The organism is Agrobacterium sp. (assembly GCF_059499945.1).
Genome location: NZ_JCABZP010000010.1, coordinates 447416 through 471015, shown reverse-complemented (window position 1 = coordinate 471015; position 23600 = coordinate 447416). Strand labels below are relative to the sequence as shown.

General features: G+C 59.8%; 25 protein-coding genes. 11 read left to right on the top strand and 14 right to left on the bottom strand.

The window, feature by feature from the left end; translation table 11 throughout:
* Complete coding sequence (gene mfd, locus AC5I5B_RS08885; protein ID WP_080866226.1) at positions 1-3498, top strand: transcription-repair coupling factor; 3498 nt, start codon at positions 1-3, stop codon at positions 3496-3498.
* A gap of 149 nt (positions 3499-3647) precedes the next feature.
* Entirely contained in the window at positions 3648-3989 is a 342-nt protein-coding gene (locus AC5I5B_RS08880; RefSeq protein ID WP_020809531.1) for a hypothetical protein, read from the top strand.
* Between the two features lie 56 nt (positions 3990-4045).
* Here AC5I5B_RS08880 and AC5I5B_RS08875 read toward each other — a convergent pair whose 3' ends face one another.
* From AC5I5B_RS08875 to AC5I5B_RS08865, 3 genes are read right to left on the bottom strand one after another with little or no spacing between them, the layout of a single operon-like run.
* A complete protein-coding gene (locus AC5I5B_RS08875) occupies positions 4046-4978 on the bottom strand; it encodes a DMT family transporter (RefSeq protein ID WP_111792499.1) in 933 nt (310 codons plus the stop codon).
* 51 nt (positions 4979-5029) lie between these two features.
* Entirely contained in the window at positions 5030-5698 is a 669-nt protein-coding gene (locus AC5I5B_RS08870; protein ID WP_060724307.1) for a DsbA family oxidoreductase, read from the bottom strand.
* 39 nt (positions 5699-5737) lie between these two features.
* Positions 5738-7585 (bottom strand): extracellular solute-binding protein, encoded by a 1848-nt coding sequence (locus AC5I5B_RS08865; RefSeq protein WP_020809529.1) that lies wholly within the window; start codon positions 7583-7585, stop codon positions 5738-5740.
* Between the two features lie 306 nt (positions 7586-7891).
* Here AC5I5B_RS08865 and AC5I5B_RS08860 point away from each other — a divergent pair, with 306 nt between their 5' ends.
* Positions 7892-8548: an invasion associated locus B family protein gene (locus AC5I5B_RS08860; protein ID WP_003508037.1), complete on the top strand. Its 657-nt coding sequence runs from the start codon at positions 7892-7894 to the stop codon at positions 8546-8548.
* Between the two features lie 91 nt (positions 8549-8639).
* Here the strand turns inward: AC5I5B_RS08860 and hspQ are convergent, their stop codons facing one another.
* The 4 genes from hspQ to AC5I5B_RS08840 all read right to left on the bottom strand — a co-directional run bounded on the left by hspQ (position 8640) and on the right by AC5I5B_RS08840 (position 11900).
* Positions 8640-8969 (bottom strand): heat shock protein HspQ, encoded by a 330-nt coding sequence (hspQ, locus tag AC5I5B_RS08855; protein ID WP_003508038.1) that lies wholly within the window; start codon positions 8967-8969, stop codon positions 8640-8642.
* A gap of 91 nt (positions 8970-9060) precedes the next feature.
* The gene (locus AC5I5B_RS08850; protein WP_080866223.1) at positions 9061-9981 is read right to left on the bottom strand and encodes a DMT family transporter; all 921 of its coding nucleotides are present in this window, start codon (positions 9979-9981) and stop codon (positions 9061-9063) included.
* Between the two features lie 99 nt (positions 9982-10080).
* Positions 10081-11490 carry a type I glutamate--ammonia ligase gene (gene glnA, locus AC5I5B_RS08845; protein ID WP_003508040.1) on the bottom strand — a complete coding sequence of 470 codons (1410 nt, stop codon included), beginning with the start codon at positions 11488-11490 and terminating at the stop codon, positions 10081-10083.
* A gap of 71 nt (positions 11491-11561) precedes the next feature.
* Complete coding sequence (locus AC5I5B_RS08840; RefSeq protein WP_003508042.1) at positions 11562-11900, bottom strand: P-II family nitrogen regulator; 339 nt, start codon at positions 11898-11900, stop codon at positions 11562-11564.
* An 89-nt stretch (positions 11901-11989) separates the two neighbouring features.
* Here AC5I5B_RS08840 and AC5I5B_RS08835 point away from each other — a divergent pair, with 89 nt between their 5' ends.
* Both AC5I5B_RS08835 and AC5I5B_RS08830 read left to right on the top strand, forming a co-directional pair.
* Positions 11990-12262, top strand: a complete 273-nt coding sequence (locus AC5I5B_RS08835) for a hypothetical protein (RefSeq protein ID WP_077998371.1) — start codon at positions 11990-11992, stop codon at positions 12260-12262.
* Positions 12259-13734: an NAD(P)H-hydrate dehydratase gene (locus AC5I5B_RS08830; RefSeq protein WP_111834469.1), complete on the top strand. Its 1476-nt coding sequence runs from the start codon at positions 12259-12261 to the stop codon at positions 13732-13734. Before AC5I5B_RS08835 ends, AC5I5B_RS08830 begins: the two co-directional genes overlap by 4 nt.
* Positions 13735-13982: 248 nt before the next feature.
* On the opposite strand, the gene AC5I5B_RS08825 is transcribed toward AC5I5B_RS08830, so the two are convergent.
* Together AC5I5B_RS08825 and AC5I5B_RS08820 are read right to left on the bottom strand one after the other, a co-directional pair.
* On the bottom strand, positions 13983-15020 hold the full coding sequence (locus AC5I5B_RS08825; RefSeq protein WP_060724311.1) for a GlxA family transcriptional regulator: 1038 nt from the start codon (positions 15018-15020) through the stop codon (positions 13983-13985).
* 271 nt (positions 15021-15291) lie between these two features.
* A complete protein-coding gene (locus AC5I5B_RS08820; protein ID WP_003508045.1) occupies positions 15292-15510 on the bottom strand; it encodes a DUF1127 domain-containing protein in 219 nt (72 codons plus the stop codon).
* Positions 15511-15749: 239 nt separating this feature from the next.
* Between AC5I5B_RS08820 and AC5I5B_RS08815 the strand changes: the two genes are divergently transcribed.
* Positions 15750-16688, top strand: coding sequence for a LysR family transcriptional regulator (locus AC5I5B_RS08815; protein WP_003508046.1), 939 nt, complete (start codon positions 15750-15752; stop codon positions 16686-16688).
* Positions 16689-16741: 53 nt separating this feature from the next.
* On the opposite strand, the gene AC5I5B_RS08810 is transcribed toward AC5I5B_RS08815, so the two are convergent.
* Positions 16742-17662 (bottom strand): methylenetetrahydrofolate reductase, encoded by a 921-nt coding sequence (locus AC5I5B_RS08810; RefSeq protein ID WP_111834468.1) that lies wholly within the window; start codon positions 17660-17662, stop codon positions 16742-16744.
* Positions 17663-17753: 91 nt separating this feature from the next.
* Entirely contained in the window at positions 17754-18530 is a 777-nt protein-coding gene (locus tag AC5I5B_RS08805; protein ID WP_035213178.1) for a formyl transferase, read from the bottom strand.
* Positions 18531-18722: 192 nt separating this feature from the next.
* Between AC5I5B_RS08805 and AC5I5B_RS08800 the strand changes: the two genes are divergently transcribed.
* Complete coding sequence (locus tag AC5I5B_RS08800) at positions 18723-18884, top strand: entericidin domain-containing protein (protein ID WP_003495552.1); 162 nt, start codon at positions 18723-18725, stop codon at positions 18882-18884.
* A gap of 107 nt (positions 18885-18991) precedes the next feature.
* Positions 18992-19756, top strand: a complete 765-nt coding sequence (locus AC5I5B_RS08795) for a phosphodiester glycosidase family protein (RefSeq protein ID WP_087744145.1) — start codon at positions 18992-18994, stop codon at positions 19754-19756.
* A 9-nt stretch (positions 19757-19765) separates the two neighbouring features.
* Here the strand turns inward: AC5I5B_RS08795 and AC5I5B_RS08790 are convergent, their stop codons facing one another.
* On the bottom strand, positions 19766-20116 hold the full coding sequence (locus AC5I5B_RS08790) for a hypothetical protein (protein WP_026364145.1): 351 nt from the start codon (positions 20114-20116) through the stop codon (positions 19766-19768).
* A gap of 3 nt (positions 20117-20119) precedes the next feature.
* Here AC5I5B_RS08790 and AC5I5B_RS08785 point away from each other — a divergent pair, with 3 nt between their 5' ends.
* Positions 20120-20260, top strand: a complete 141-nt coding sequence (locus AC5I5B_RS08785; protein ID WP_003508051.1) for a hypothetical protein — start codon at positions 20120-20122, stop codon at positions 20258-20260.
* A gap of 126 nt (positions 20261-20386) precedes the next feature.
* Here AC5I5B_RS08785 and AC5I5B_RS08780 read toward each other — a convergent pair whose 3' ends face one another.
* Positions 20387-20776 (bottom strand): hypothetical protein, encoded by a 390-nt coding sequence (locus AC5I5B_RS08780; RefSeq protein WP_161974088.1) that lies wholly within the window; start codon positions 20774-20776, stop codon positions 20387-20389.
* Here AC5I5B_RS08780 and AC5I5B_RS08775 point away from each other — a divergent pair.
* A complete protein-coding gene (locus AC5I5B_RS08775; protein ID WP_003508052.1) occupies positions 20775-22178 on the top strand; it encodes an L-serine ammonia-lyase in 1404 nt (467 codons plus the stop codon). The two genes, AC5I5B_RS08780 and AC5I5B_RS08775, sit on opposite strands and share 2 nt — an antisense overlap.
* A gap of 65 nt (positions 22179-22243) precedes the next feature.
* Positions 22244-22678: a DUF1489 family protein gene (locus tag AC5I5B_RS08770; RefSeq protein ID WP_020012781.1), complete on the top strand. Its 435-nt coding sequence runs from the start codon at positions 22244-22246 to the stop codon at positions 22676-22678.
* Positions 22679-22762: 84 nt separating this feature from the next.
* Here the strand turns inward: AC5I5B_RS08770 and AC5I5B_RS08765 are convergent, their stop codons facing one another.
* Positions 22763-23371, bottom strand: a complete 609-nt coding sequence (locus tag AC5I5B_RS08765) for a transglutaminase-like cysteine peptidase (protein ID WP_003523403.1) — start codon at positions 23369-23371, stop codon at positions 22763-22765.
* Between the last annotated feature and the right edge of the window lie 229 nt (positions 23372-23600).

Sequence of the window (23600 nt, the reverse complement as noted above, 5' to 3'; positions counted from 1 at the left end):
ATGATAGCCGGATTCGATGCAAAGCTGGTGGCGTCGGCAGATACGCCGCTGACCATCGGAAATGTGCCCTCCGGCATGGAAGCCCTGCTTCTGGCCGATATGGCGCGGGCGGGGACATCGGTCGCCTATGTCATGTCGGATGGCCAGCGGGTCGCAGATCTCGAACAGATTCTCGGTTTCGTCGCGCCTGACATTCCGGTCATGACGCTGCCGGCCTGGGACTGCCTTCCCTATGACCGCGTGTCACCGAGCGCCGACACCTCGGCGCGCCGGCTGGCGGCGCTTTCCGGTCTCATCAGCCACGCCAGGAAACCGCATCCGGCCATCGTGCTGGTCACCGTCAACGCCATGCTGCAGAAGATGGCGCCGCGCGACATTATCGAGAGCCTCGGCTTTTCGGCGAAGCCTGGCAACCAGATCCGCATGGACGACATCGCCGCACGGCTGGAGCGCAACGGTTTCGACCGTGTGGCGACGGTGCGCGAAGTCGGTGAATTCGCCGTGCGCGGCGGCATTCTCGATGTCTTCGTGCCGGGCACGGAAGAGCCGGTGCGGCTCGATTTCTTCGGCGACACGCTGGAAAGCATCCGCACCTTCGATCCGGCCAGCCAGCGCACCATCGGCCAGGCGCGCTCGCTCGATCTGAATCCGATGAGCGAAGTGACGCTGACGCCGGATACGATCAGCCGTTTCCGCAAGAATTACCTGTCGCTGTTCGGTGCCGCGACGCGCGACGACGCGCTTTATCAGGCCGTCTCCGAAGGCCGCCGTTATGCCGGCATGGAGCACTGGCTGCCGTTGTTTTACGAGAAGCTGGAAACCGCCTTCGATTATCTCGAGGGTTTCCGCATCGTCACCGATCACACGGCGCGGGAGGCGGCAAAAGAGCGCTCCAAGCTGGTGCTTGATTATTACGATGCGCGCCGCAGCTCCGGCGAAACCAAGGGATCGACGCAGGGCGCGCCCTACAAGCCGGTTTCGCCCGGCCAGCTCTATCTCGACGGCAAGAGTTTCGATGCCGCACTGGCCGCCGTCAATGCGGTGCGTCTGACACCCTTCAACGAGCAGGATAGCGAAGGCCGCCCGGTCGCCACGCTCGACGCCCATGTCGGGCCGCGCTGGGCGCGTCCGCCAACCGAAGGCGAGAGCGAAGAACGGGTCAATGTTTTCGATCTGGCGGTGAAGCATATTGCCGAGCGCCGGGCCAAGGGCTGGAAGGTGCTGATAACAGGCTGGTCGGAAGGTTCGCTCGACCGGCTGCTGCAGGTGCTGAACGAGCACGGGCTTGAGAAGATCAAGCCGGTCGCCTCGTTGAAAGAGGTGGAGAAGCTCGGCAAGGGCGAGGCGGCCTCGGCGGTGCTGAGCCTTGAGGCAGGTTTCGAAACTGGGACGCTCGCGGTAATCGGCGAGCAGGATATTCTCGGCGACCGCATGGTGCGGCGCTCGAAACGCCGCAAGCGCGGTGCGGATTTCATCTCGGAAGTGGCGGGGCTGGACGAAGGCTCGCTGGTCGTCCATGCCGAGCATGGTATCGGCCGCTTTGTCGGCCTGCGGACAATCGAGGCAGCGGGTGCGCCGCGCGCCTGCCTGGAACTGCATTATGCCGACGATGCAAAGCTGTTCTTGCCGGTTGAAAACATCGATCTTCTTTCCCGTTACGGCTCCGATGCGGCGGAAGCCACGCTTGACAAGCTGGGCGGCGGCGCATGGCAGATGCGCAAGGCCAAGCTCAAGAAGCGCCTGCTCGACATGGCCGACGAGCTTATCCGCATCGCGGCCGCGCGCCTGGTGCGGCACGCGCCGGTTCTGGCGGCACCCGATGGGCTTTACGACGAGTTTGCCGCCCGTTTCCCCTATGACGAGACGGAAGACCAGCTGAACGCCATCGAGGCGGTCCGCGAGGATCTGGGTGCAGGCCGGCCGATGGATCGCCTCATCTGCGGCGATGTCGGTTTCGGCAAGACCGAAGTGGCGCTGCGCGCCGCCTTCCTCGCCGCCATGAACGGCGTTCAGGTGGCGGTGGTGGTGCCGACCACTTTGCTCTCTCGCCAGCATTTCCGCACTTTCTCCGAACGTTTCCGCGGCCTGCCGATCCGGGTGCAGCAGGCGTCGCGCCTCGTCGGCTCCAAGGAACTGACGCTGACGAAAAAGGAAGTGGCTGATGGCAAGACCGATATCGTCGTCGGCACCCATGCGCTGCTGGGCGCAGGTATCAACTTCGCCAATCTCGGCCTGCTCATCATCGACGAAGAGCAGCATTTCGGGGTGAAGCACAAGGAGCGGCTGAAGGAACTGAAGAGCGACGTGCATGTGCTGACGCTCTCTGCGACGCCCATTCCGCGCACCCTGCAGCTGGCCATGACGGGCGTGCGCGAACTGTCGCTCATCACCACGCCGCCGGTGGACCGCATGGCGGTGCGCACCTTCATTTCGCCCTTTGATCCGCTTGTCATCCGCGAAACGCTGATGCGTGAGCATTATCGTGGCGGCCAGAGTTTCTATGTTTGCCCGCGGCTTGCCGACCTCGCCGATATCCATGCCTTCCTGCAATCGGATGTGCCGGAGCTGAAGGTGGCGGTGGCGCATGGGCAGATGCCGGCAGGCGAACTCGAAGACATCATGAACGCCTTCTACGACGGCAAGTATGACGTGTTGCTTTCGACCACCATCGTCGAATCCGGCCTCGACGTGCCGACCGCAAATACGCTGATCGTGCACCGCGCCGACATGTTCGGTCTTGCCCAGCTTTACCAGCTGCGTGGTCGTGTCGGTCGTTCAAAGGTGCGTGCCTTTGCGCTCTTCACCCTGCCGGTCAACAAGGTGCTGACGACGATGGCGGAGCGGCGGCTGAAGGTGCTGCAATCGCTCGACACGCTCGGCGCCGGTTTCCAGCTGGCGAGCCACGACCTCGATATTCGCGGCGCGGGCAATCTGCTCGGCGAAGAACAGTCCGGCCATATCAAGGAAGTCGGCTTCGAGCTTTACCAGCAGATGCTGGAAGAGGCGGTTGCCGAAGTGAAGGGCGACGAACAGGTACAGGACAGCGGCTGGTCGCCGCAAATCTCGGTCGGCACCTCCGTTATGATCCCGGAGGATTATGTTCCCGATCTGCATCTGCGCATGGGCCTTTACCGCCGTCTCGGCGAGCTTGCGGATATCAGCGAGATCGACGGTTTTGGCGCGGAAATGATCGATCGTTTCGGCCCCTTGCCGAAAGAGGTTCAGCACCTGCTCAAGATCGTCTACATCAAGTCGCTCTGCCGTATCGCCAATGTCGAAAAGTTGGACGCCGGGCCGAAGGGCGTCGTGGTGCAGTTCCGCAACAAGGAATTCCCCAATCCGGCAGCGCTTGTTGGCTATATCGGCAAGCAGGGCACGATGGCGAAGATCCGGCCGGATCACAGCCTGTTCCTCACCCGCGATCTGCCCACGCCTGAAAAGCGGTTGACGGGTGCGGCGATGGTCATGACGCAGCTTGCGGAACTGGCGCGCTCCTGACCGTGACGCAGGCAGAGTGCGGGCTGTCGTCCATATTACAGCGATGTAACTAAACGGACATGTGCCGGTAGTTTTCGCGGGCGTAATCTGCATTTCATACCCGGTGCGGCGGATCTGTAGATGCCGCCGGGTCATGAAGGAGCAGGACGATGTGGACCAACATCAACAGGTTTGCCACCGCTGGTCTGGTTGCTTTGACAATTGCGGGCACCACAATTGCCACCACCAGCCAGGCGGAAGCGCGCAATAATTTCGGCCGCGGCCTTGCCGCCGGCATTGCCGGCACGATCATTGGCGGAGCGCTGATTGCGGGTGCAAGACACCCGGGTTACGCCTACGCTCCGGCCTATGGCCCGGCTTACGGTCCTCCCGTCTACGCGGCGCCTGTTTATGGCCCGCCGGTCGCGTATGAACCCGTCTATCCGCGCTGCCACGTTGCCTGGCGACAGAACGCTTGGGGCGACATGTATCGGGTCAGGGTTTGCGACTGACAGCTGAGAGCGCCGGCGGCAGGAATATGTCGCCGGTCGTTCCGTATTCTTGTGACCTAAGTCGCGTCTTCCGGTGTGATGCCGACGGCCACGTTCTGATCGGTTGCGGCGATCGAGGCGGGCAGCGGCACTTTTCTCTGCTTCTCGCGGATCAGCGTCAATAGGCCGGAGCCGACGATGAGGGCGATGCCGAAGAGCATCCAGCCATCGATACGGTCGCCGAAAATCAGATAACCGAAAAGGATGGCCCAGAGCATCTGACTATATTGCGTCGGGCCGATCATGGCGGCGGGCGCATATTGGGCGGCATACATGACCAGCACGTTGCCAAGTGCGCCGAGCAGGCCATATCCCGCCAGCAGCAGCCATTGCTCACCGCCCGGCATGATGAAGGTGGGGACCATGGCGATGCCGCTGATGGTGAGACAGCCCAGCACGCCAGCGCCATAAAGCGAGACATTTTTTTCCGAGGGCCCCATGGCGCGGAAGATGACGATGCTGAGCGCGCCGCTGAAGCCGCCGATGATGGCGCCGAGATGGCCGATACCCAGTTCACGGAAGCCCGGCCGCAGGATGACCAGTACGCCGAGGAAACCGATGATGACTGCGGACCAGCGACGGATGCCCACCTGTTCCTTCAGAAATACCACCGACATGATGGTGACGAAGGAGGGCAGAAGGAAGATCAGCGCAAAGGCTTCGGCCATGGAAAGATGGGTAAAGGCGGTCACGCTGCCGACAGCACCGGTGCCGGCGGCAAAAAAGCGGATGATCCACAAAGGACGGTTCGTCGTCTTCACCACATCCACCCAGCGATCGTTGCGCTTGCGGATGAAGGGCAGGGCGACGAGCCCGAACAGGGCGCCGAAGAAGGCCGATTCGATCGGCGAAATCTGGCCTTCTATAAGTTTAACGCTGGCATCGCTCCAGGCGTAGGCAGCGAAGGCGGCAAAGGCGAGCAGAATGCCTTTCAGGGTCTGGTCGGACACGGAAACACCGGGGGGAAATCGAGTTGCAGAAAACCGCCGGTGGTTTGGCCGTCAGTTCATCGATCTATGCTCGTCCGCCTTGATTTTTGCAATATCCCGCAATGCAGCAATCAGGACATCTGGCGTTTGTGCACCGCTTATGGCGTATTTCTGGTCGATGATGAAGAAGGGTACGCCGGCCACGCCCATCTGCTGCGCCGCATCAATTTCAGCGATGACGGTGTCCTTGTCCGCCTCCGAGGCGAGAAGCCGTGCCACCACCTGCGCGTCCATGCCCGCCTTTTCGGCTACATCGATCAACACGGCGTGGTCGCCGATATTGCGGCCTTCTTCGAAATTGGCCTTGAACAGCCCGGTCACGACCTTCTCCTGGATGTCGCGGCCTTCGGAATGCGCCCAGAGCGACAGGCGGTGCGCGTCGAGTGTGTTCGGGCCGATCTTGATCGCATCAAAATCGTAATGGATGCCGACTTCCTTGCCGAGCTGCACCAGCGTGGCATGGGCCTGTTCCAGACGCTCCTTGCCGAGCTTTTCCTCCAGCGCTGCTTTCTGGTCGACACCCTCAGGCGGATAATCCGGGTTGAGGCGATAGGGGCGCCAGTTCACGTCGACGCTGATTTCATCCTGCACCTCGGCTATGGCAAGATCGAGCCTTGCCTTGCCGAGATAACACCAGGGGCAGACCATATCCGATACGACGTCGATAACGATGCGTTCCATGGCTTTATCTTCCCTTGTCCTGGACCGGGCAGGGGCGGGTTACTGCGCCCGCGCATCCCACCAGGTCTGTTTCTGATTGCCTGATATCGGGGTCATATCCGGGCGGTCGATATATTTCCAGCGCGCAACCCATTGCGCGCCGATATAATAGAGCGGAATGATGTAGTGGCCGGCAACCAGAAGGCGGTCATAGGCGCGCACGGCGGCCTGGAAATCTTCCGTCGAGCGCGCCTGCAGCAGCGCTTCGATCATCCGGTCAATATCGGGATTGGCGGCGCCCGCATAGTTGAAGCTGCCCTGCGCATCGCGTGAGAGCGAATTCCAGCGGTTGAGCTGCTCCATGCCCGGCGAAAGCGACGACGGCAGGGAGCGGATGATCATGTCGTAATCGAAGCTGTTCGAGCGGGCCTGATATTGCCCGTCATCGACCGAGCGGATGCCCATGGCGACGCCGATCAGATTGAGAGAACGCTGATAGGCAAGCGCGATGCGCTCCTGAGCGGGGTTCTGTGTCATGATCTCGAAGGCGAGCTGGCGGCCGTTGGCGTCGGACATCCTGCCGTTCCTGATGCTGTATCCGGCCTCTTTCAGCTTGTCGACGGCCATTTTAAGGACCTTGCGGTCCGCACCGGTGGCGTCGGTGGTCGGCAAGGCATAGGTGCCGGCCAGTAGCTGCGGAGGCATGGTCTTAGCCGCGTCGCCGAGCAGCGCCAGCTCGCGTTCGTCCGCGGCATTGCCATAGGCGCCGAGCGGCGAATTCTGCCAGTAACTCTGTGTGCGCTTGAAGGAGCCGCCGAGAATGTTTCTGTTCATCCACTCGAAATCGAACGCGTAGGTAAGGCCTTCGCGCACCTTCTCGTCGGCGAAGACGGCGCGGCGGGTGTTGAAGACGAGACCGAACATGCCTGTCGGCAGGCGCGGCTGGAAGACGTCCTTGACGATGTCGCCGCGATGGACGGCGGGGAAATTGTAAGCCTGTCCCCAATGGGAGGTGTCGGAGGTGCCGTTGATGGCGTCGCCTTCGGGATAGATGTCGATATCGCCCTTCTTGAAGGCCTCGAACATGGTGGTGACCTGCAGGAAATAGGTCACGCTGATCTCGTCGTAATTGTCGAAGCCGACCTTGCCCGGAATGTCCTTGCCCCAATAATCCGGATTGCGCTCCCAGATGATTCGTTCGCCCGGCCGCAGGGTCTTGATTCGGTATGGACCCGAGCCGACGACTGCGCCGAGGCCCGCCTGTTCGAATTTTTCCGGATCGATCGCATGTTTTGGCAGGATCGGGGTGGAGGAGGCGAGAATGAGCGGCGTTTCGCGGTTGGCCTTGTCGTTGAAGGTGAAACGCACGCTGCGATCACCGATCTTTTCCAGCTTCGCCACCCCGTCCAGACGGCTGTTGAAGGGCGGGCGGCCTTTTTCCTTCAGAAGATTGAAGGTGAAGATCACGTCATCTGCGGTCACCGGCTCGCCGTCGGACCATTTTGCCTTCGGGTTGATGTTGAACTGGACGAAGCTTCGCTCCTCATCCCACTCCACTGTTTCGGCCAAGAGGCCGTAAAGGCTGAAAGGCTCATCGCTGGAGCGCAGCATCAGGGGTTCGTAGAGAAGATTGCCGAATTCCGGGTCCCAGACGCCGCGCGCCGTGGTGCGCATTCCCTTGAGAACGAAGGGATTGAGGCTGTCGAAGGTGCCGACGACGCCATAGGAAATGCGGCCGCCTTTCTTCACGTCCGGATTGACATAAGGAAGGTGCCTGAAGTCTGCGGGGAGCTCCGGCGTGCCGTGCATGGAAATGCCGTGCAGCGGCTGCGCCAGGGCGTTCCCGGCGGGAAGCAGGGATGATCCCAAAAGGAACAATGCGGGGATGAGGGCCGCAAGGTTGCGCATGTCACTGTCCTGTCTCAACTGTCCGTCCGATGTGCGTCACGACCGTTTATCATCATGATTCTGGCAGATATGTAGCACACGGACATGGTGCGACCCATCCAAGCGCGGGAAATCTTGGGTCAGCTCAAGAAAAAGTTAAAGAAGTGCTGGATATCGCCGCGATCGGCATGTAACAGGGTGGCCGGAAGAGACGGGTCACGCATTTGCCTCATTTAAACGACAGTTGAACGGGCAGAAGGATACCGCCATCGACGAACAGGGCCTTAACGGTTCTGTTCTGGCAGACATTCAGGAGACGGAACTCTTATGATGCAAAAGGCAAACACATTCACCCGGACGGCTCTGTCCGCTCTGGTCCTCTCTCTGGGCGCGGTTTCCGCTCCGGCCATCTCGCAGGCACAGGATGCTGCTCCCGCCGCTCAGGGCGCCGGCGCTCCGCCGCTCGGCTGGTTCAAAACCTGCTCCAAGCAGGAAGACAACGATGTCTGCGTCGTGCAGAACGTGGTTCTCGCCCAGAACGGCCAGATGATCACCGCTGTCGGCCTCATCACCGTTGAAGGCAAGGTCAACCGCAAGCTGCTACAGGTTTCGGTTCCGACCGCGCGTCTCATTCCTCCTGGTGTGATGATGCAGATCGACGGCGGCAAGGGCCAGAAGCTCGACTACGCCGTTTGCCTTCCCGACAAGTGCACGGCCGAAGTTCCGCTGACGGACGCCATGATCGCTTCCCTGAAGAAGGGTAGCGAGGTGGTCTTCACCTCCATCAACTTCCGCCGCGCGCCGAACCCCATCAAGATCGCGCTCTCCGGCTTCACCGGCGCGTTTGACGGCCCGGCGATCACCCAGTCGCAGCTGGCCGAAAGCCAGCGCAGCCTGCAGGAAGGCATGCAGAAGAAGGCTGAAGAGGCTCGCAAGAAGCTGGAAGCCGCTCAGGATGCCGCCAAGGGCGCTCCGAAGCCCTGATTGCAGCGTAAGCGCTAAAAACAGAAAACCGGTCTGGTGACAGACCGGTTTTTTTATGTCCCTGGGAGGGTGGGGAGATGGTTGGCGGGCGTCAATGCGCCGTTGACATTTTCGGGCGCCATTCGCCGTTCGGCGCCTTGTCGAAGATGCGGCCGATATTGGGGTTTCGGAGCGGCGTCTCGTTTTCGTCGTGGACGAGGTTCTGCTCGGAAACATAGGCGACATATTCCGTCTCCTCGTTTTCGGCCAGAAGATGATAGAAGGGCTGGTCGCGATCCGGCCTGATTTCCGCGGGAATGGCGTTCCACCATTCCTCGGTATTGGCATATTCCGGGTCGACGTCGATGACCACGCCGCGGAACGGAAACACCTTGTGGCGGACGATCTCGCCAAGCGTGAATTTTGCGTCTCTTTGTTTCATGGCATGAACTTCCTTTCCCACTAATAGTTGGGTGCGGAACGCAAAATATCAAGGGCTAGGGGGTATCCCGGCCCTTTCTCTCTATATGGGCTCAGGCTCGGCGGCCGAGCGGCGCGGTGGCGATGATGACACCGCCGGTGACCAGCACGATGCCGATCGCGTGGTAGGTCTCGAACGTCTCCCCGAGGAACAGCGTGGCCATCAGGATCGAGACGGGCGGCATCATGTAAAGCGTGATGCCGGCCGTGGCGGGGCCGAAGACGCGCACCGTATGGGTGAAGCAGTAAAAGGCAAGCAGCGAAGCGAACAGGATGATGCCGCCGATCTTCGCCCATGCCATTGGCGTCGCGGGCAGCATGCCGCCCTGCGCCAGTTCCAGCGCCGCCGGCGGCAGAAGCACCAGCGCGCCGGAAAGCGCGATCAGACCAAAAAGGCTGAAGGACGCCATCTGCCGCGCCGCCGGCTCGCGCAGCAGCAGCGAATAGACGGCAAAGGCGATGGCCGCCGTCAGTATGGCGAAATCGCCGATGTTGAAGCTCATGTGCCGGAGAGCTGCGATATCGCCCTTGAGCACGATGGCCGCCACGCCGGCAAAGGCGATGATCATGCCCGCCACCTCAAGCTTTCTGATGGGGCGGCCCTGAAAGATGCGCTGGAACAGGATGATGAACAGCGACGATGTCGTGTAGATCAGCGTGCCGTTGGCGGCCGTGGTCATGGTGAGGCCCCAATAGACCACGCCGCCGCAGATGCCCATGCCGAGAATGCCGAGAACGAGCCAGAGAAGCGTTTTGCGCCTCAGGAAGGCAAGGCAGTTGCGCCAGTCGGCGATCATGAAGGGCGCGATGATGAGGGTCGATCCGATCCAGCGGATGAAGGCGGCGATGAAGGGCGATACCTCACCGACGACGCCGCGACCGAAAATGACGTTGCTGGAGAAAAAGAACGGCACCGCCAGAAAGATGAGCCAGTCCGTAAGGCGCGTTTGCTGAGTGGCTGGCTTGTTCGACATTCTTCGCGACATGGCTGGGCTTCAAAAGAAAACGGCGGCTTTCCGGGGAAAACCGCCGAAATGGATCGAGCGCCCCAGAGGGAGCGCTCGAAAGGCCGATCAGGCCGAGTAGTACATGTCGAATTCGACCGGATGCGGGGTCATTTCGAAACGCATGACTTCCTGCATCTTCAGCTCGATGAACGAGTCGATCTGGTCGTCGTCGAACACGCCGCCGGCGGTCAGGAACTTGCGATCCTTGTCGAGGCTTTCGAGAGCTTCGCGCAGCGAGCCGCAGACGGTCGGGATCTTCTTCAGTTCCTTTGCAGGAAGGTCGTAAAGGTCCTTGTCCATCGGCTTGCCGGGGTGGATCTTGTTCTTGATGCCGTCGAGGCCGGCCATCAGCATGGCCGCAAAACCGAGATAGGGGTTCTGGGTCGGGTCCGGGAAGCGGACTTCGACGCGCTTTGCCTTCGGGTTGGAGCCGAAGGGAATACGGCAGGATGCGGAACGGTTGCGGGCCGAATAGGCGAGCAGAACCGGCGCTTCATAACCCGGCACCAGACGCTTGTAAGAGTTGGTGGTGGGGTTGGTGAAGGCGTTGATGGCCTTGGCGTGCTTGATGATGCCGCCGATGTAATAGAGGCAGTTTTCAGAAAGGCCGGCATATTCGTCGCCTGCGAAGGTCGGCTTGCCGCCCTTCCAGATCGACTGGTGAACGTGCATGCCCGAGCCGTTGTCGCCGAAGATCGGCTTCGGCATGAAGGTTGCCGTTTTGCCATAGGCATTGGCGACCTGATGCACAACGTACTTGTAGATCTGCATCTTGTCGGCGCTGGAAACCAGCGTGTCGAACTTCACGCCCAGCTCGTGCTGTGCGGCAGCCACTTCGTGGTGGTGCTTTTCAACGACGACGCCCATTTCGGCCAGAACCGTCAGCATTTCGGAGCGCATGTCCTGCAGGCTGTCGATCGGCGGAACCGGGAAATAACCGCCCTTGACGCGCGGACGGTGGCCGAGGTTGCCGGTTTCATAATCCGTGTCGTCGTTGGACGGCAGTTCGGACGAGTCGAGCTTGAAGCCGGTGTTATAGGGGTCTGCCTTGTACTTCACGTCGTCGAAGACGAAAAATTCGGGCTCCGGGCCGACGAAGACGGTGTCGCCGATGCCCGAGGCCTTGAGGTAGGCTTCGGCCTTCTTGGCGGTGCCGCGCGGGTCGCGGTTATAGGCTTCGCCCGAGACCGGGTCGAGAATGTCGCAAAGGACGACCAGGGTGGACTGGGCGAAGAACGGGTCGATATGGGCGGTGGCCGGATCGGGCATCAGCACCATGTCGGACTCGTTGATGGCCTTCCAGCCGGCGATCGAGGAGCCGTCGAACATGACGCCGTCGGCGAACATGTCTTCGTCCACACAGACAACATCCATGGTGACGTGCTGCAGCTTGCCCTTGGGGTCGGTAAAGCGCAGGTCCACGAACTTGATGTCGTTATCCTTGATCTGCTTCAAGATATCGTTTGCGGTCGTCATTTAAACGTTTTCCTTGAGTGTGATGATGACGAGGTGAAAACCCAAGCCTCCCCGGCTCGGGACGTTCTTGATTATATGGCGTCCACGCCTGTTTCACCGGTACGGATGCGGATGACTTCCTCGATATTGGAAACGAAAATCTTTCCGTCGCCGATACGTCCGGTCTGCGCCGCATTGCGGATCGCCTCGATGACGGCTTCCGCGTTCTCGTCCGCCAATACGACTTCGACTTTCACTTTCGGCAAAAAGTCCACAACGTACTCTGCACCGCGGTAGAGTTCCGTGTGGCCCTTCTGACGACCAAAGCCTTTTGCTTCCGTGACCGTGATGCCCTGAAGTCCGACTTCCTGAAGGGCTTCCTTCACTTCATCGAGCTTGAAAGGCTTAATGATCGCTTCGATCTTTTTCATGAGAAAATATCTCTCCGCTTCTCCCGTTAAAGCAGGTTATTCCCGCTCTGCCACAAGAATGCACGTATTGTGCCAGATCGGAAGCGGGCTTGAAGAAAAAACTTCGATCCCCCGGCCTTCCGACACAAAATGCATTCGGTTTTGGCGGTTTTCCAGCCAATTTCTCTCGGGAACCCGAAAAATCCATCAGCATTTCTGCCAATTCTTATTATTTTAGATGGTTTGAATATTTGAGAATGCGCGGGTGTGATGAAGTTGGTTTGTTTATATTTTATGCATTTGATTATTATTTGGACTTGGCTATCTGCTTATTTTTGTATCGATTGCCTTTCCGGCGTTTTGAAGGGATGATCGAGGCATGACATCCCTCTCTGACCTCTCCCTTTTTGACCCGTCTGTTATGGCCCGCATCGATGCGGCGGCCGGTCAATCCGGCATTCCGCTTTATGATCTGATGGAGCGGGCGGGGCAGGCGGTTGCCGCCTCAGTGCTGCGGCACTATCCGCAGGCGCAACGTTTCGTCGTGCTCTGCGGCGGCGGCAACAATGGCGGCGACGGTTACGTGGCGGCGCGGGCGCTTGTGGAAAGCGGCGCGGTCGTTGTGGTTCATCATCTCGGTGACGCCGGTACGCTCAGGGGCGATGCGCGGATGGCTTTCGAGCGCAGCGGGATGGCGCCGCTGCCGCTTGGCGACTATGCGCCTCTTGCCGGCGACGTGGTGATTGACGCAGTCTTCGGGGCCGGGTTGTCCCGCGATATTCCTCGGGAACTTGCGCGGATAATCGAGGTGGTGACCAGCGCGAAGGTGCCGGTTCTCGCCGTCGATCTGCCCTCCGGTCTCTGCGGCCGGCGGGGCGTGCCGCTTGGTGCCTCGTTCACGGCCGAACGGACGGTGACCTTCATGGCGCGCAAGCCCGGCCATCTGCTGATGCCGGGGCGGGCGCTTTGCGGGGCGCTCGAGGTGTTCGATATCGGTATTCCCTCCCGCATCCTCACCGATCACGCAGGCCCGGTTGCGGAAAACCATCCGCTGGTCTGGCGTGATGCCTTGCCCGCCAGCGATATCGAGACGCATAAATTCCGCCGCGGCCATCTGACCGTCTTTTCCGGCCCGGCCCATGCGACGGGTGCAAGCCGCATGACGGCGCTTGCGGCGCTGAAGGCAGGGGCGGGTATCGTCGCTGTCGCCGCTCCGAGGCAGGCGCTCGACGTGCTGTCCGTGACGCTGACGGCCGTGATGAATGCGCCGATGGACGATGCCGATGATCTGCGGCTCTGGCTGGACGACCGGCGTCACGGAGCCTTCGTTCTCGGCCCCGGTTTCGGCGATCTCGACAAGGCGCGGCAATTCGTATCCCTGCTTGGAGACAAGGCGGTCGTGCTGGATGCCGATGCGATCACTGCTTTCAAGGATCACACGGAGACCCTGTTCGAGCGCATTACCTCAGGCGTGGGCAAATTCATCCTGACGCCGCATGAGGGCGAGTTTGCGCGATTGTTTCCGGATCTTGCCGCCGACAGGGTGCTGAGCAAGATCGAGAAGGCGCAGGTCGCCTCGGCGCGCAGCGGTGCGGTGCTGGTCTATAAAGGCGCGGATACCGTGATTGCTGCGCCTGATGGCCGGGCGCTGGTCAACACCAATGCGCCGGCGAGCCTTGCGACGGCCGGATCGGGTGATGTGCTGGCCGGTATCATCGGTGCGCTGCTGGCGCAGAGAGTCCCCGCCTTCGAAGCGGCTGCGGCCGGCGTCTGGCTGCATGGGCAGGCGGGCCACAGGGCAGGTGACGGCATGACGGCGGAGGACCTTGCCCATGCGGTTCGGCCGTTTGGGTGAATTGGTCTCCGATTATGTTCGCTGTTTGCTGGCCGCTGACAGATCCGGTGGTTTGGCACAGTTCCATCATTCTCACTCCGTCACCCCGGACTTGATCCGGGGTCCAGTGCGATCACGTCCTTGATCGCGAAAGGCTCGTTCACGGCGCAGACGCGCCGTGGCTGGATGCCGGATCAAGTCCGGCATGACGGGGAGAGGTTTCTACCTCCGAATCGAGGCCTTTTGCGTTTGTGGCCCTTGCCACGCACTCAATGCGCGGCTTTGCCCTGGCTTGCCATTGCCATTCGCGACGCACTGATCAAGAGCTTGCGTTCAGCGCGCTCCTGCTGCGGCGTGCGATTGTAGATTTCGCGATAACACTTGGAAAAATGCGAGGCGGAGACGAAACCGCAGGCGACGGCGACTTCGACCACCGGCATGGCCGATTGCACCAGCAGGTGGCGGGCGCGGTCGAGACGGATTTCGAGGTAATAGCGGGCGGGTGAGCGGCCCATTTCCTGGCGGAAAAGGCGCTCCACCTGCCGGCGCGACAGATCGGCGGCGTCGGCGATGTCGAGCAGCGACAGCGGCTCGGCGAGATTGCCTTCCATCAATTCGATGATCGACAGGACCTTGCTGTTCTGGACGCCGAGGCGGGCGCGCAGCGGCAGGCGCTGACGGTCGTTGGGACTGCGCACCCGGTCGGTCAATTGCTGTTCGCAGACACGGTTGACGAGGTTTTCGCCGAAATCCTGGCCAATCAGGCTCAGCATCATGTCCAGCGAGGCCGTGCCGCCGGCGCAGGTGTAGATGTTGCTGTCGACTTCAAAGAGGTCGGCATAGACTTCCACCTGCGGGAAGGCTTCGGAAAAGCCGGGCAGGTTTTCCCAGTGGATCGCGCAGCGCTTGCCGTTCAGGAGGCCAGCCTGTGCGAGGATATGGGCGGCGGTACAGAGGCTGCCGATGGCGATGCCGCGATTATAGGCTTCGCGCAGCCAGGCATTGACGGACTTGTTGATGTGTTGATCCACATCGATGCCGGAACAGATGATCGCCATTTCCGGGCGGTTTTCGCCGCTGACATAACGCCGCTCGTCGGCAAGACAGGTATCGGCCTCAAGACAGATGCCGCTTGACGACATGACCTTCTGGCCGTCTAGGGAGGCAAGGCGCCATTCATAGGCCTGATAGCCCAACATTCGGTTGGCGATGCGAAGCGTTTCAACCGCTGCGGCGAATGGCAGCATGGTAAATTGCGGAATGAGAAAAAAGACGATTGAGCGTTTCTTCTGGGAGTTTCTGCTCATTTGCCCGTGCTCCGTTGCGAATACGCAATTCCTCCCTTGGAATTGGTCTTCTGGATGTCCTGATTACGACATCTTTAACGAAAAATACGCCTCGGAATCGGAGCTGTCAAAAAATAGCTTTTGAAATATGCAAATTTCGCGACAAGCCTTTAAAAAAGGCGATGTGTCGCATGCAAAACAGGCAGGCTGTTTTGCGCCCCCGTCCTGCCGTTTGGGCGCGGGCAGGGATGGCTCGCAAGACGCGCAATGGTTGCGAGCCATCGGTTGGACATCATTTGCGGATGGTGTGTATGCGGGTGGTGTCGGTGGTCGGCCATCCGATATCCTTCAATGTTTCAGGCGGCAATGCCTCCAGTGCACGGAGCATTCTGGCGCGGCGCCATTCTGCGTAACGGGCGGAAACCTGGTCGGACAGGCGATGGAGCCAGCCAATGGGTGAAGGACGGTGCGTAGAACGGTTCGTCACCGGGAGATAATGTATCATGGTCATGTCTTGATCCTTTCGTGAACCACGATCCTGTTTGCGACTTCGATATGCGCTTGCCTGTTTCATCAGGCAAGATAATGAATCTTATGTCATTCATCAGTTTTTGGAATGAATTGCCGGCGACGCCTGCGGGGAAAATTCCAATCCGCGAGATCGTCAGCGCTTCATTCCGACGAGGCTCAATTCGCCCCGTCAATCGATGTCCCGGATGGTGCGCGCTTGTTGACATTCAATCAAACGAAATGATATCCATCTATAAATCAAAATATTTGAAGGTGCGTGCCATGACCGTGACTTTCCGCCAACCGCTGCCGTTGCTGGATAACGACATATTGAGAACCTTCGTCGCCATTGCGGAAACGGGAAATTTCTCCACCGCCGCTGAAGTGGTGTTCAGAACGCCTTCCGCCGTTTCCATGCAGATCAAGAAACTCGAGGAGCAGTTGAAGACGACGCTGTTCCTGCGCGATGCCCGCTCAGTCACATTGACGGCGCATGGGGAGACGCTGCTGACCTATGCGCGGCGCATGATTGCGCTCTCCAACGAGGCCGTATCGCGTTTCGTCATGCCGGAACTCTCAGGTGTCGTCCGGCTCGGCGCGCCGGAGGATATTGGCGAGCGTGGCCTGCTGCCGGGTATTCTCAAGCGTTTTGCCGAGGCTTTCCCCGGCATCATGATCGACGTCACCATCGATTCCAGTTCCAATCTCTACAAGCGCATGGACGAGCAGCGGCTCGATCTCGCCCTCGTCAACTGTGCCTCGCATCCGCTGCGCGACACCGGCGAGGTGCTGATGCGCGAACGTCTTGTCTGGGCAGGCGCGAAATGCGGTACGGCCTATCTGCGTGATCCGCTGCCGATCTCCATCTGGGAGGAAGGCTGCATCTGGCGTTCGGAAGCGATCAATTCGCTGGAGCGGCGCGGGCGCAATTTCCGCGTGGCCTATCTCAGCGGCCATACCATGGCGCAGCGCGCGGCGATTGCCGCCGATCTCGCGATTGCACCGCTGCCGCGATCCTATGTGCTGAACGATATGGTCATTCTGGGCGACAAGGAAGGTCTGCCGGAGCTCGGCTCTTTCGATATTCGCCTGATCATGGGCGACAAGGCGTCGCGCCCTGTTCTTGCCGTGGCTGAAAGCATTCGAAACGCTTTTGTCGAGGTCGCCAAGGCGGCCTGAGGTCCTGATAATGCGCGGCGGACGTGGCCCGTCGCGCTGTCAGGATGGCGGCTTCAGCCCGCCATCGAATCCTGTGATGCCGAACGGTCTGCGCCGCCGGTTTGCCAGCTTCCACGCTTGACCAGCCAGTCGGCCGAATTCTGCAATCCGCCAAAGGGAAAGACGTGAATCTGCCGTATAGGCCCCTGCGGATTGGCCTGCCAGTGCCGCTCGATCGGCCCGACGATGCTTTCCGGCGAATGGCCCTTCGCCAGCGTCGTCAGGGAAAGCGCGTTTTTCTTGAGATAGGCAATGGAATTGCCGACGCCGCAGAGTGCGGCATATTTCAAGAGCGTCGTGATCTTGGCCGGGCCGGAAACGCCGATATGCACCGGCAAATCGATGCCTGACGCCGTTAGTCCTTCCGCCCAGGCGATGAAACGCGCGGGATCAAAACCGAACTGCGTGACGATGCGCATTGCGGCATCGCTTCTTTCTGCAAAATCGCGTTTCAGCCTGAGTGCGGCCATCGCCGTGTCGTCGTTGAAATCCGGGCTGCCTTCCGGGTGGCCGGCGATTGCGATCTGCCTTATCCCGCAACGGTCGAAAATGCCTGACGACAGCATGTCCATGCTGGATGCGAAGGGACCGGCTGGCCGGTCGACACCGCCGCCGACAACCAGAACATCCGTGACACCCGCTTCTCCGGCAAGCCGTCTCACCTGTTCTTCAAACCCCGTGCGGGAAGGTATGCGCCGCGCTGCAAGATGCGGCACTGGCTCGTAACCGAGGTCGCGCAAATGTCCTGCGGCATCAACGAGCCTTTCCTGCGAGGCAGCTCCGGTGTCGGTGAGATAGACGCGGACACCCTGCGGAAAGAGACCGGCAAGGTCGCTCGCGCCAAGCACCTGCGCGGGCGAGGCTTCGATGGAGGCGGGAATGATGGAAGCGGCGGAAATATCGGGCAATTTGTGCATGATCCTTTTTATTATCATGCACCGATTTTTCGGCGAAGTCTGTGCCTGTTGCGGCAAGACAGGCTTGCATCTGCGACGAAGCTCAACCCCGGTTCGGAGAGTTTCGGTTTCACCAGATCCGTTTCGTCAGGCCGTTCCACAGCCAGGTCCAGATGGTCGGCGGAAAACGCAGCACCGATTTGCCGGGTGAGGGCGGCTGCGGCGCAAGGCTGCCGGAAAGGGCGTCCTCGATGGCGCTGACAGCGATATCCACCGAAGCGGCGGTCAAAAGCAGCGGATAGGTGGCGATCGTGTCGGAAGGCGATGGTTTCAGCCGCTTCTCGTAGAGTGTTGCGCCGGTATCCACGCCCTTGTCGACCAGATGCACGGTCGCGCCGAAATTGCCTCGGTCCTTTTCGACCAGCGCCCAGTAACCGCCCATCTGCCCGCGATAGGCGGGGTTGATGCCGGCGTGGAAATTGATGACCGGGCATTGCAGGGCCTGCAGCGTGGCAGGTCTCAGCAGACGGCAGGAAATGGTGAAGATTGCAGCCGGTTGCAGCAGATTGGCGGCCTTGCGGCATTCCTCATCGTTGAGCGAGGCGAATTGCGTAACGGGAAGGCTGTGGTGGAGATCGGGAGAAAGACCGTGTTCGGCGATGATCTCGTTGCTTCTGCGAACCGTGAAGCGTTTGCCGAGCCGCGAGGCGATCATCGTCGCTATCTGGCCCGCAGCGACAATCCAGCCAAGCCGTCTCGCGCGTCGCCTGAGAATGACTGACTTGCTTTCCGGCTGCTCCATGAAGACGTGGATATCGGGAAATCGGGCAGCCAGAGCATTGATCATGACATTGGGGTTCACGCCGCCCGCCGTCATCACCAGAAGCCGATTGTTGATGTCAGTCATATCACCCACGGGATTTTCCTAAGCCATGATGCAGTTGCCGAGTGTCACTCGTGAACTTCAAAACCATGTTAATTTTCATCGACAGGATTTTTTGAAATGCCGCTGGAACCGTTTTTTGGGACTCACGTTATTGTGACGCATATCACATTGGCGCTTGCCTTTGGACGGCAAGTCATAGGGGAGTAGTTTCACATGATCACACGTATTCTTTCGACCGTTTTCGTGGCTTTGCTGACTGTCGTCACCCTCAGCTCCTGCGGCAATACCATTCGCGGCATGGGCCGGGATACGGCAAACGCCGTTGACGCGACGCAGGATGCCGGCCGCAACGTGGACCGCGCAGCGCGTCGTTAATCAAGGCTCCCCTCCCGCAAAGGCGTTACCCGAAAACCCGGGTGACGCCTTTTCTTTGACCGAATTTCCCTGCGAATGTTCGCCTGACGAGAATCAAAGGGGCGGGCATGATTTCATCGATGAAGAAACTGGCAAAGGCGCTGCTGCCGTTGTTGTTGCCATTCTCCGCGCAGGCCGGTGGGCAGCCGGATTTCTGCAAGGCCATCGACCATGCGGGCGGGCGCTACACCGTCTGCAGTTTCGATCCGGCAAGGAACGCCATCCGCATTTATGACCGCGACCATGTCTCCGGGCAGGGATACCGCAGTTTCGCCGACCTGTCGTCGGCCTTGTGGCGGCAGCACATGTTCAGCATCTTCGCCATGAATGGCGGCATGTATCATTCCGACTATTCGCCCGTCGGCCTCTACATTGAAAATGGGGTGGAGCGTTCGCCGCTCAGCACCCGGGGCGGCTGGGGCAATTTTCACCTTTTGCCGAACGGCGTGTTTTATCTGAAGGGTGCAAAGGCTGGCGTGCTGGAAACCGCAGCCTATCTGGCGGCGGATCCGAAAGCCGATTTCGCCACCCAGTCCGGGCCGATGCTGGTAATCGACGGCAAGCTGCATCCGCGCTTCCTGCCCGAGAGCGACAGCCTGAAGCGGCGCAACGGCGTCGGCGTCTCCCGCGACGGTATGGTGCATTTCGCCATTTCGGAAAATACCGTGCGCTTTTATGATTTCGCCACGCTGTTCAGGGACGTGCTGGATGCGCCGAATGCGCTCTATCTCGACGGCACCATATCCAGCGTCGATATTCCTGCGATGAACCGCCGGGATTCGCTGTTTCCCATGGGGCCGATCATCGCCGTTGTCGATCGGGTGCCGGATTAGCCGAAAAGATCAGATCGGCGCCTTGGGATAGGCTTTTTCGAGACCGGCCGATGCCGTCAGCCCTTTGCGGAAGGCGATATAGGCGGGGTGCTGGCTCGCTCTTGCGGTTTCCGTGATGCGGATCTGCAACCGGGAAGGGGCATTGCCGCCAAGCCATTCGCCGGTCGTTTCCAGCTTCAGGCTGTTCAGGAAACGGGCATTGGTCTGCTGGTCGAGATAAAGATTGAGGCCAGCCAGCAGGTTTTCGTCCTGCAGGGCGTTTTCCATCAACAGCAGCACCCACGCTTTATCTTCGCTTGTCAGCGAAGTGAGCTTCGACGCGACCGTTTCACGGTCGGGAAAAGAGGATGCCTGCTGCATTGGGTGACTCGCATCGTTGCCGTTGCCATCGTCGATAAAGCAGCACTGGCGGCCTTTCAAGGCGCGACGCTTCAGTGGAAGAAATTCGACTGCAACGTGTTCGGTCGCGAGGGTTTTCAACAGGCGTTTGTAGGAAAGCTTTAAATAACGGTTACACTTTAGCCTAAATTGCGGCGAAGCCCGAAACGGCGTCTTTTTGCACGCCGCGCTAACATCTTGTTTTTTCACATACCTATGCACGGGGCGAATGGCAGCCCATCGAAAACGCCTTCATTTAGCCGCTTTTTGCATTTGCGTTCGCCGCCGGATTTTAATAAATGCTTGCCTCAACGGGCCGGGTCTTGAAGATCCCCCGGAGAGTGAATAGCTGGAGTAATCATGGAAGAAACCGCTCAGAAATCCTGCTGGGGCGTCACCTTGCGCGCACTTGCAGGCTTTGCCGCTTTTCTCGCATTGACGTACATTTTTGGCAGCCCATAAGCATCTCTCCTGAATGACGGGTTTTGAAACGGCGCGGTTTTCCTCTGGAAACCGTGCTGTTTTCGTTTCTGGGACGCTCATGTCGCAGCTGCGCAAACCGCTGACGCTCTTTTGTGGCGATCCGTTTCGGCTTTGGATATGATGATGCAGGAATCCATTCTTATTCAGGGCGAACTTCATGTTTCTTTCGGTCTTTGACGTCTTCAAGATCGGTATCGGTCCTTCGAGCTCCCACACGATGGGGCCGATGACGGCTGCAAACCGCTTCCTGGCGCTGATCCTCAGCGATGAGTGGCCGCGACCGGCGGGTGCAGCCGTTGCGCAGCTGAAGGTCAGCCTGCATGGCTCTCTCGCCTTTACCGGCATTGGCCACGGCACGGGGCGTGCCGTCATTCTGGGCCTCACCGGCGAGCGGCCGGACCTTGTCGACCCCGATGCGATGGACGCCATTATCGATGCGGTGGAGAAGGCCGGCACGGTAACGCCGCCCGGCCATCCGTCCTATGAGTTTCGGCCCGCAGAAGATCTGATCTTCGACAAGAAGAACCCGCTGCCCGGCCATGCCAACGGCATGATCTTCTCCGCCTTCGACAATCAGGGCAGGCTGCTCATCAAGCGCATCTATTATTCCGTCGGCGGCGGTTTCGTCGTGACCGATACGGAACTTGAGGCGATCAAGCAGCGCGGCAAGACCATCGATAATGGTCCGCGCGTGCCTTATCCCTTCGGGACGGCGCGGGAAATGCTTGAGATGGCGGCCCGTTCCGGCCGCACCATCGCCCAGATGAAGCGCGCCAATGAGGAGACGGTGGTTTCCCGCGAGGAACTGAACGAGCGCCTCGACCAGATCTGGGAAGCCATGAACGGCTGCATTGAGCGCGGTCTGAAAGTGGACGGCATCATGCCTGGTGGCCTGAAGGTGCGCCGCCGCGCCCGCTCCATTTACGAGAAGCTGAATGCGGAATGGCGCAGCAACCGGCTGAACCCTGTGATGGCCAATGACTGGCTGAGCGTTTACGCCATGGCCGTGAACGAGGAAAACGCCGCCGGCGGCCGCGTGGTGACCGCGCCGACCAATGGTGCGGCAGGTGTCGTTCCGGCGACCGTCAGATATTTCCGGCATTTCCACGAGGATGCGAGCGTCGACGACGTGCGCGACTTTTTGCTGACGGCGGCCGCCATCGGCGGCATCATCAAGCACAATGCCTCGATTTCAGGCGCGGAAGTGGGCTGTCAGGGCGAGGTGGGTTCGGCTTCCGCCATGGCGGCGGCGGGTCTTGCCGCGGTCATGGGTGGATCGCCGGAACAGGTGGAAAATGCCGCGGAGATCGCGCTCGAGCATCATCTCGGCATGACCTGCGATCCGATTGCCGGGCTTGTGCAGGTGCCGTGCATCGAACGTAATGCCATGGGCGCAGTGAAAGCGGTGACGGCAGCCTCGTTGGCGCTAAAGGGCGACGGCCAGCATTTCGTGCCGCTCGACGCCTGTATCGAGACGATGCGCCAGACCGGCAATGACATGAGCGAGAAATACAAGGAAACCTCCACCGGCGGCCTTGCCGTGAACGTTGTGGAGTGCTGAACGGGCAGGGCGTCCGGCATGGTTGCCATGCTTGACGCCCGCTGCAAAAAGGCATTGATAGAACCATGCCTTTACATCTCATCAAACTTTGCGTCGGCGCGGATTCAATCCAGGACTTGAGAGACTGGGTCGCGCATCGCGCGCTGACCGCAATTGCCGCAGGCCTCGAGCCGCATAGTGTTCACACCACCCGGATGATCCCGAAACGGGTCGAGGAATTGCTCGAGGGCGGTTCGCTCTACTGGGTCATCAAGGGACAGGTACAGGCGCGGCAGAAACTTCTCGATATCCGTTCCTTCAAGGGCGAAGACGGTATTTCCCGCTGCGATCTCATTCTCGGCCCAGAGGTCATCGAAACCTCACCTGCGCCAAAACGCCCGTTTCAGGGCTGGCGTTACCTGAAGGACGACGAGGCGCCCCGCGATCTCGGCGGCGGTGCAGGCGGCGAGGACATGCCTTCCGATCTCAGGCGTGAACTGGCCGAGCTTGGTCTGCTCTGACGCCTGACGGATGAAAACGAAAAAAGCCGGCCCCTTCTCGGGAGCCGGCTTTTTTCGTTTGGGGAGATGGGTTGTTTTCTGGCTTCAGTTGATGCCGCCGACCGCAGTGGTGGCGCGACCATCCTGAATTTTGACCCAGCGGCCGGGGTTGGCGGTGTCCTGGCGCTTCAGGTAGGTATATTCGGTTTCCGACCAGTTCATGACCTTGTTACGCATGTTGTCGAGAACGAAATCGCCACGATCGGTGCGGACGGTCAGAACGGCATGGCCTTCGCCATTCGGCTGCAGAACGACCGTGATCAAGAGGTTGGAGGCGGAGAAGCCCTTGTTCATCAGCATCTTGCGCTTCAGAAGCACGAAGTCTTCGCAATCGCCCACCGTGGTCGGATAGGCCCAGCGCTCTTCGACGCCATAGATTTCCATGTCGGTCATCGGCGTGATGGTGGTGTTGACGGTGTAGTTGACGTCGAGCATCGTCTTCCAGCGCTCTTCGGTCAGTTTCATCGGGCCGTTGTCCAGCGATGTCGGCTGGCATTCGCTCTGATAGGTCTGGCAGAATTCATAGTGGCCGATCGGCGGATTGGCCTTGCCGATGACGCGCATGACGGCGGCCGGCGACGCGCTTGCCTGATGCGCGAAGGCACTGACGATGAATGCGATCAGAGTGAAAACGAAACGGTTGTTCTTGTTCATTGCTTGTCTCCCCGTGTTGAGGAGACATTCGCAGGTATATTTTGACCCGGCGGAAATTTGCGAAGCGCAATTTGAGCTTAAATTTCAGCAAATTAGCCGTTGTTTTGAACTGTATTCGAATTAGTTTTTATGCGTGTTTGAAGCAAATTTTATTACAATTTTACGCATCTCACCCTTAGGCTTTTGGTAGCCATTTAGGCCCCTGTATTGAAAGCAATTTTCGGCACGG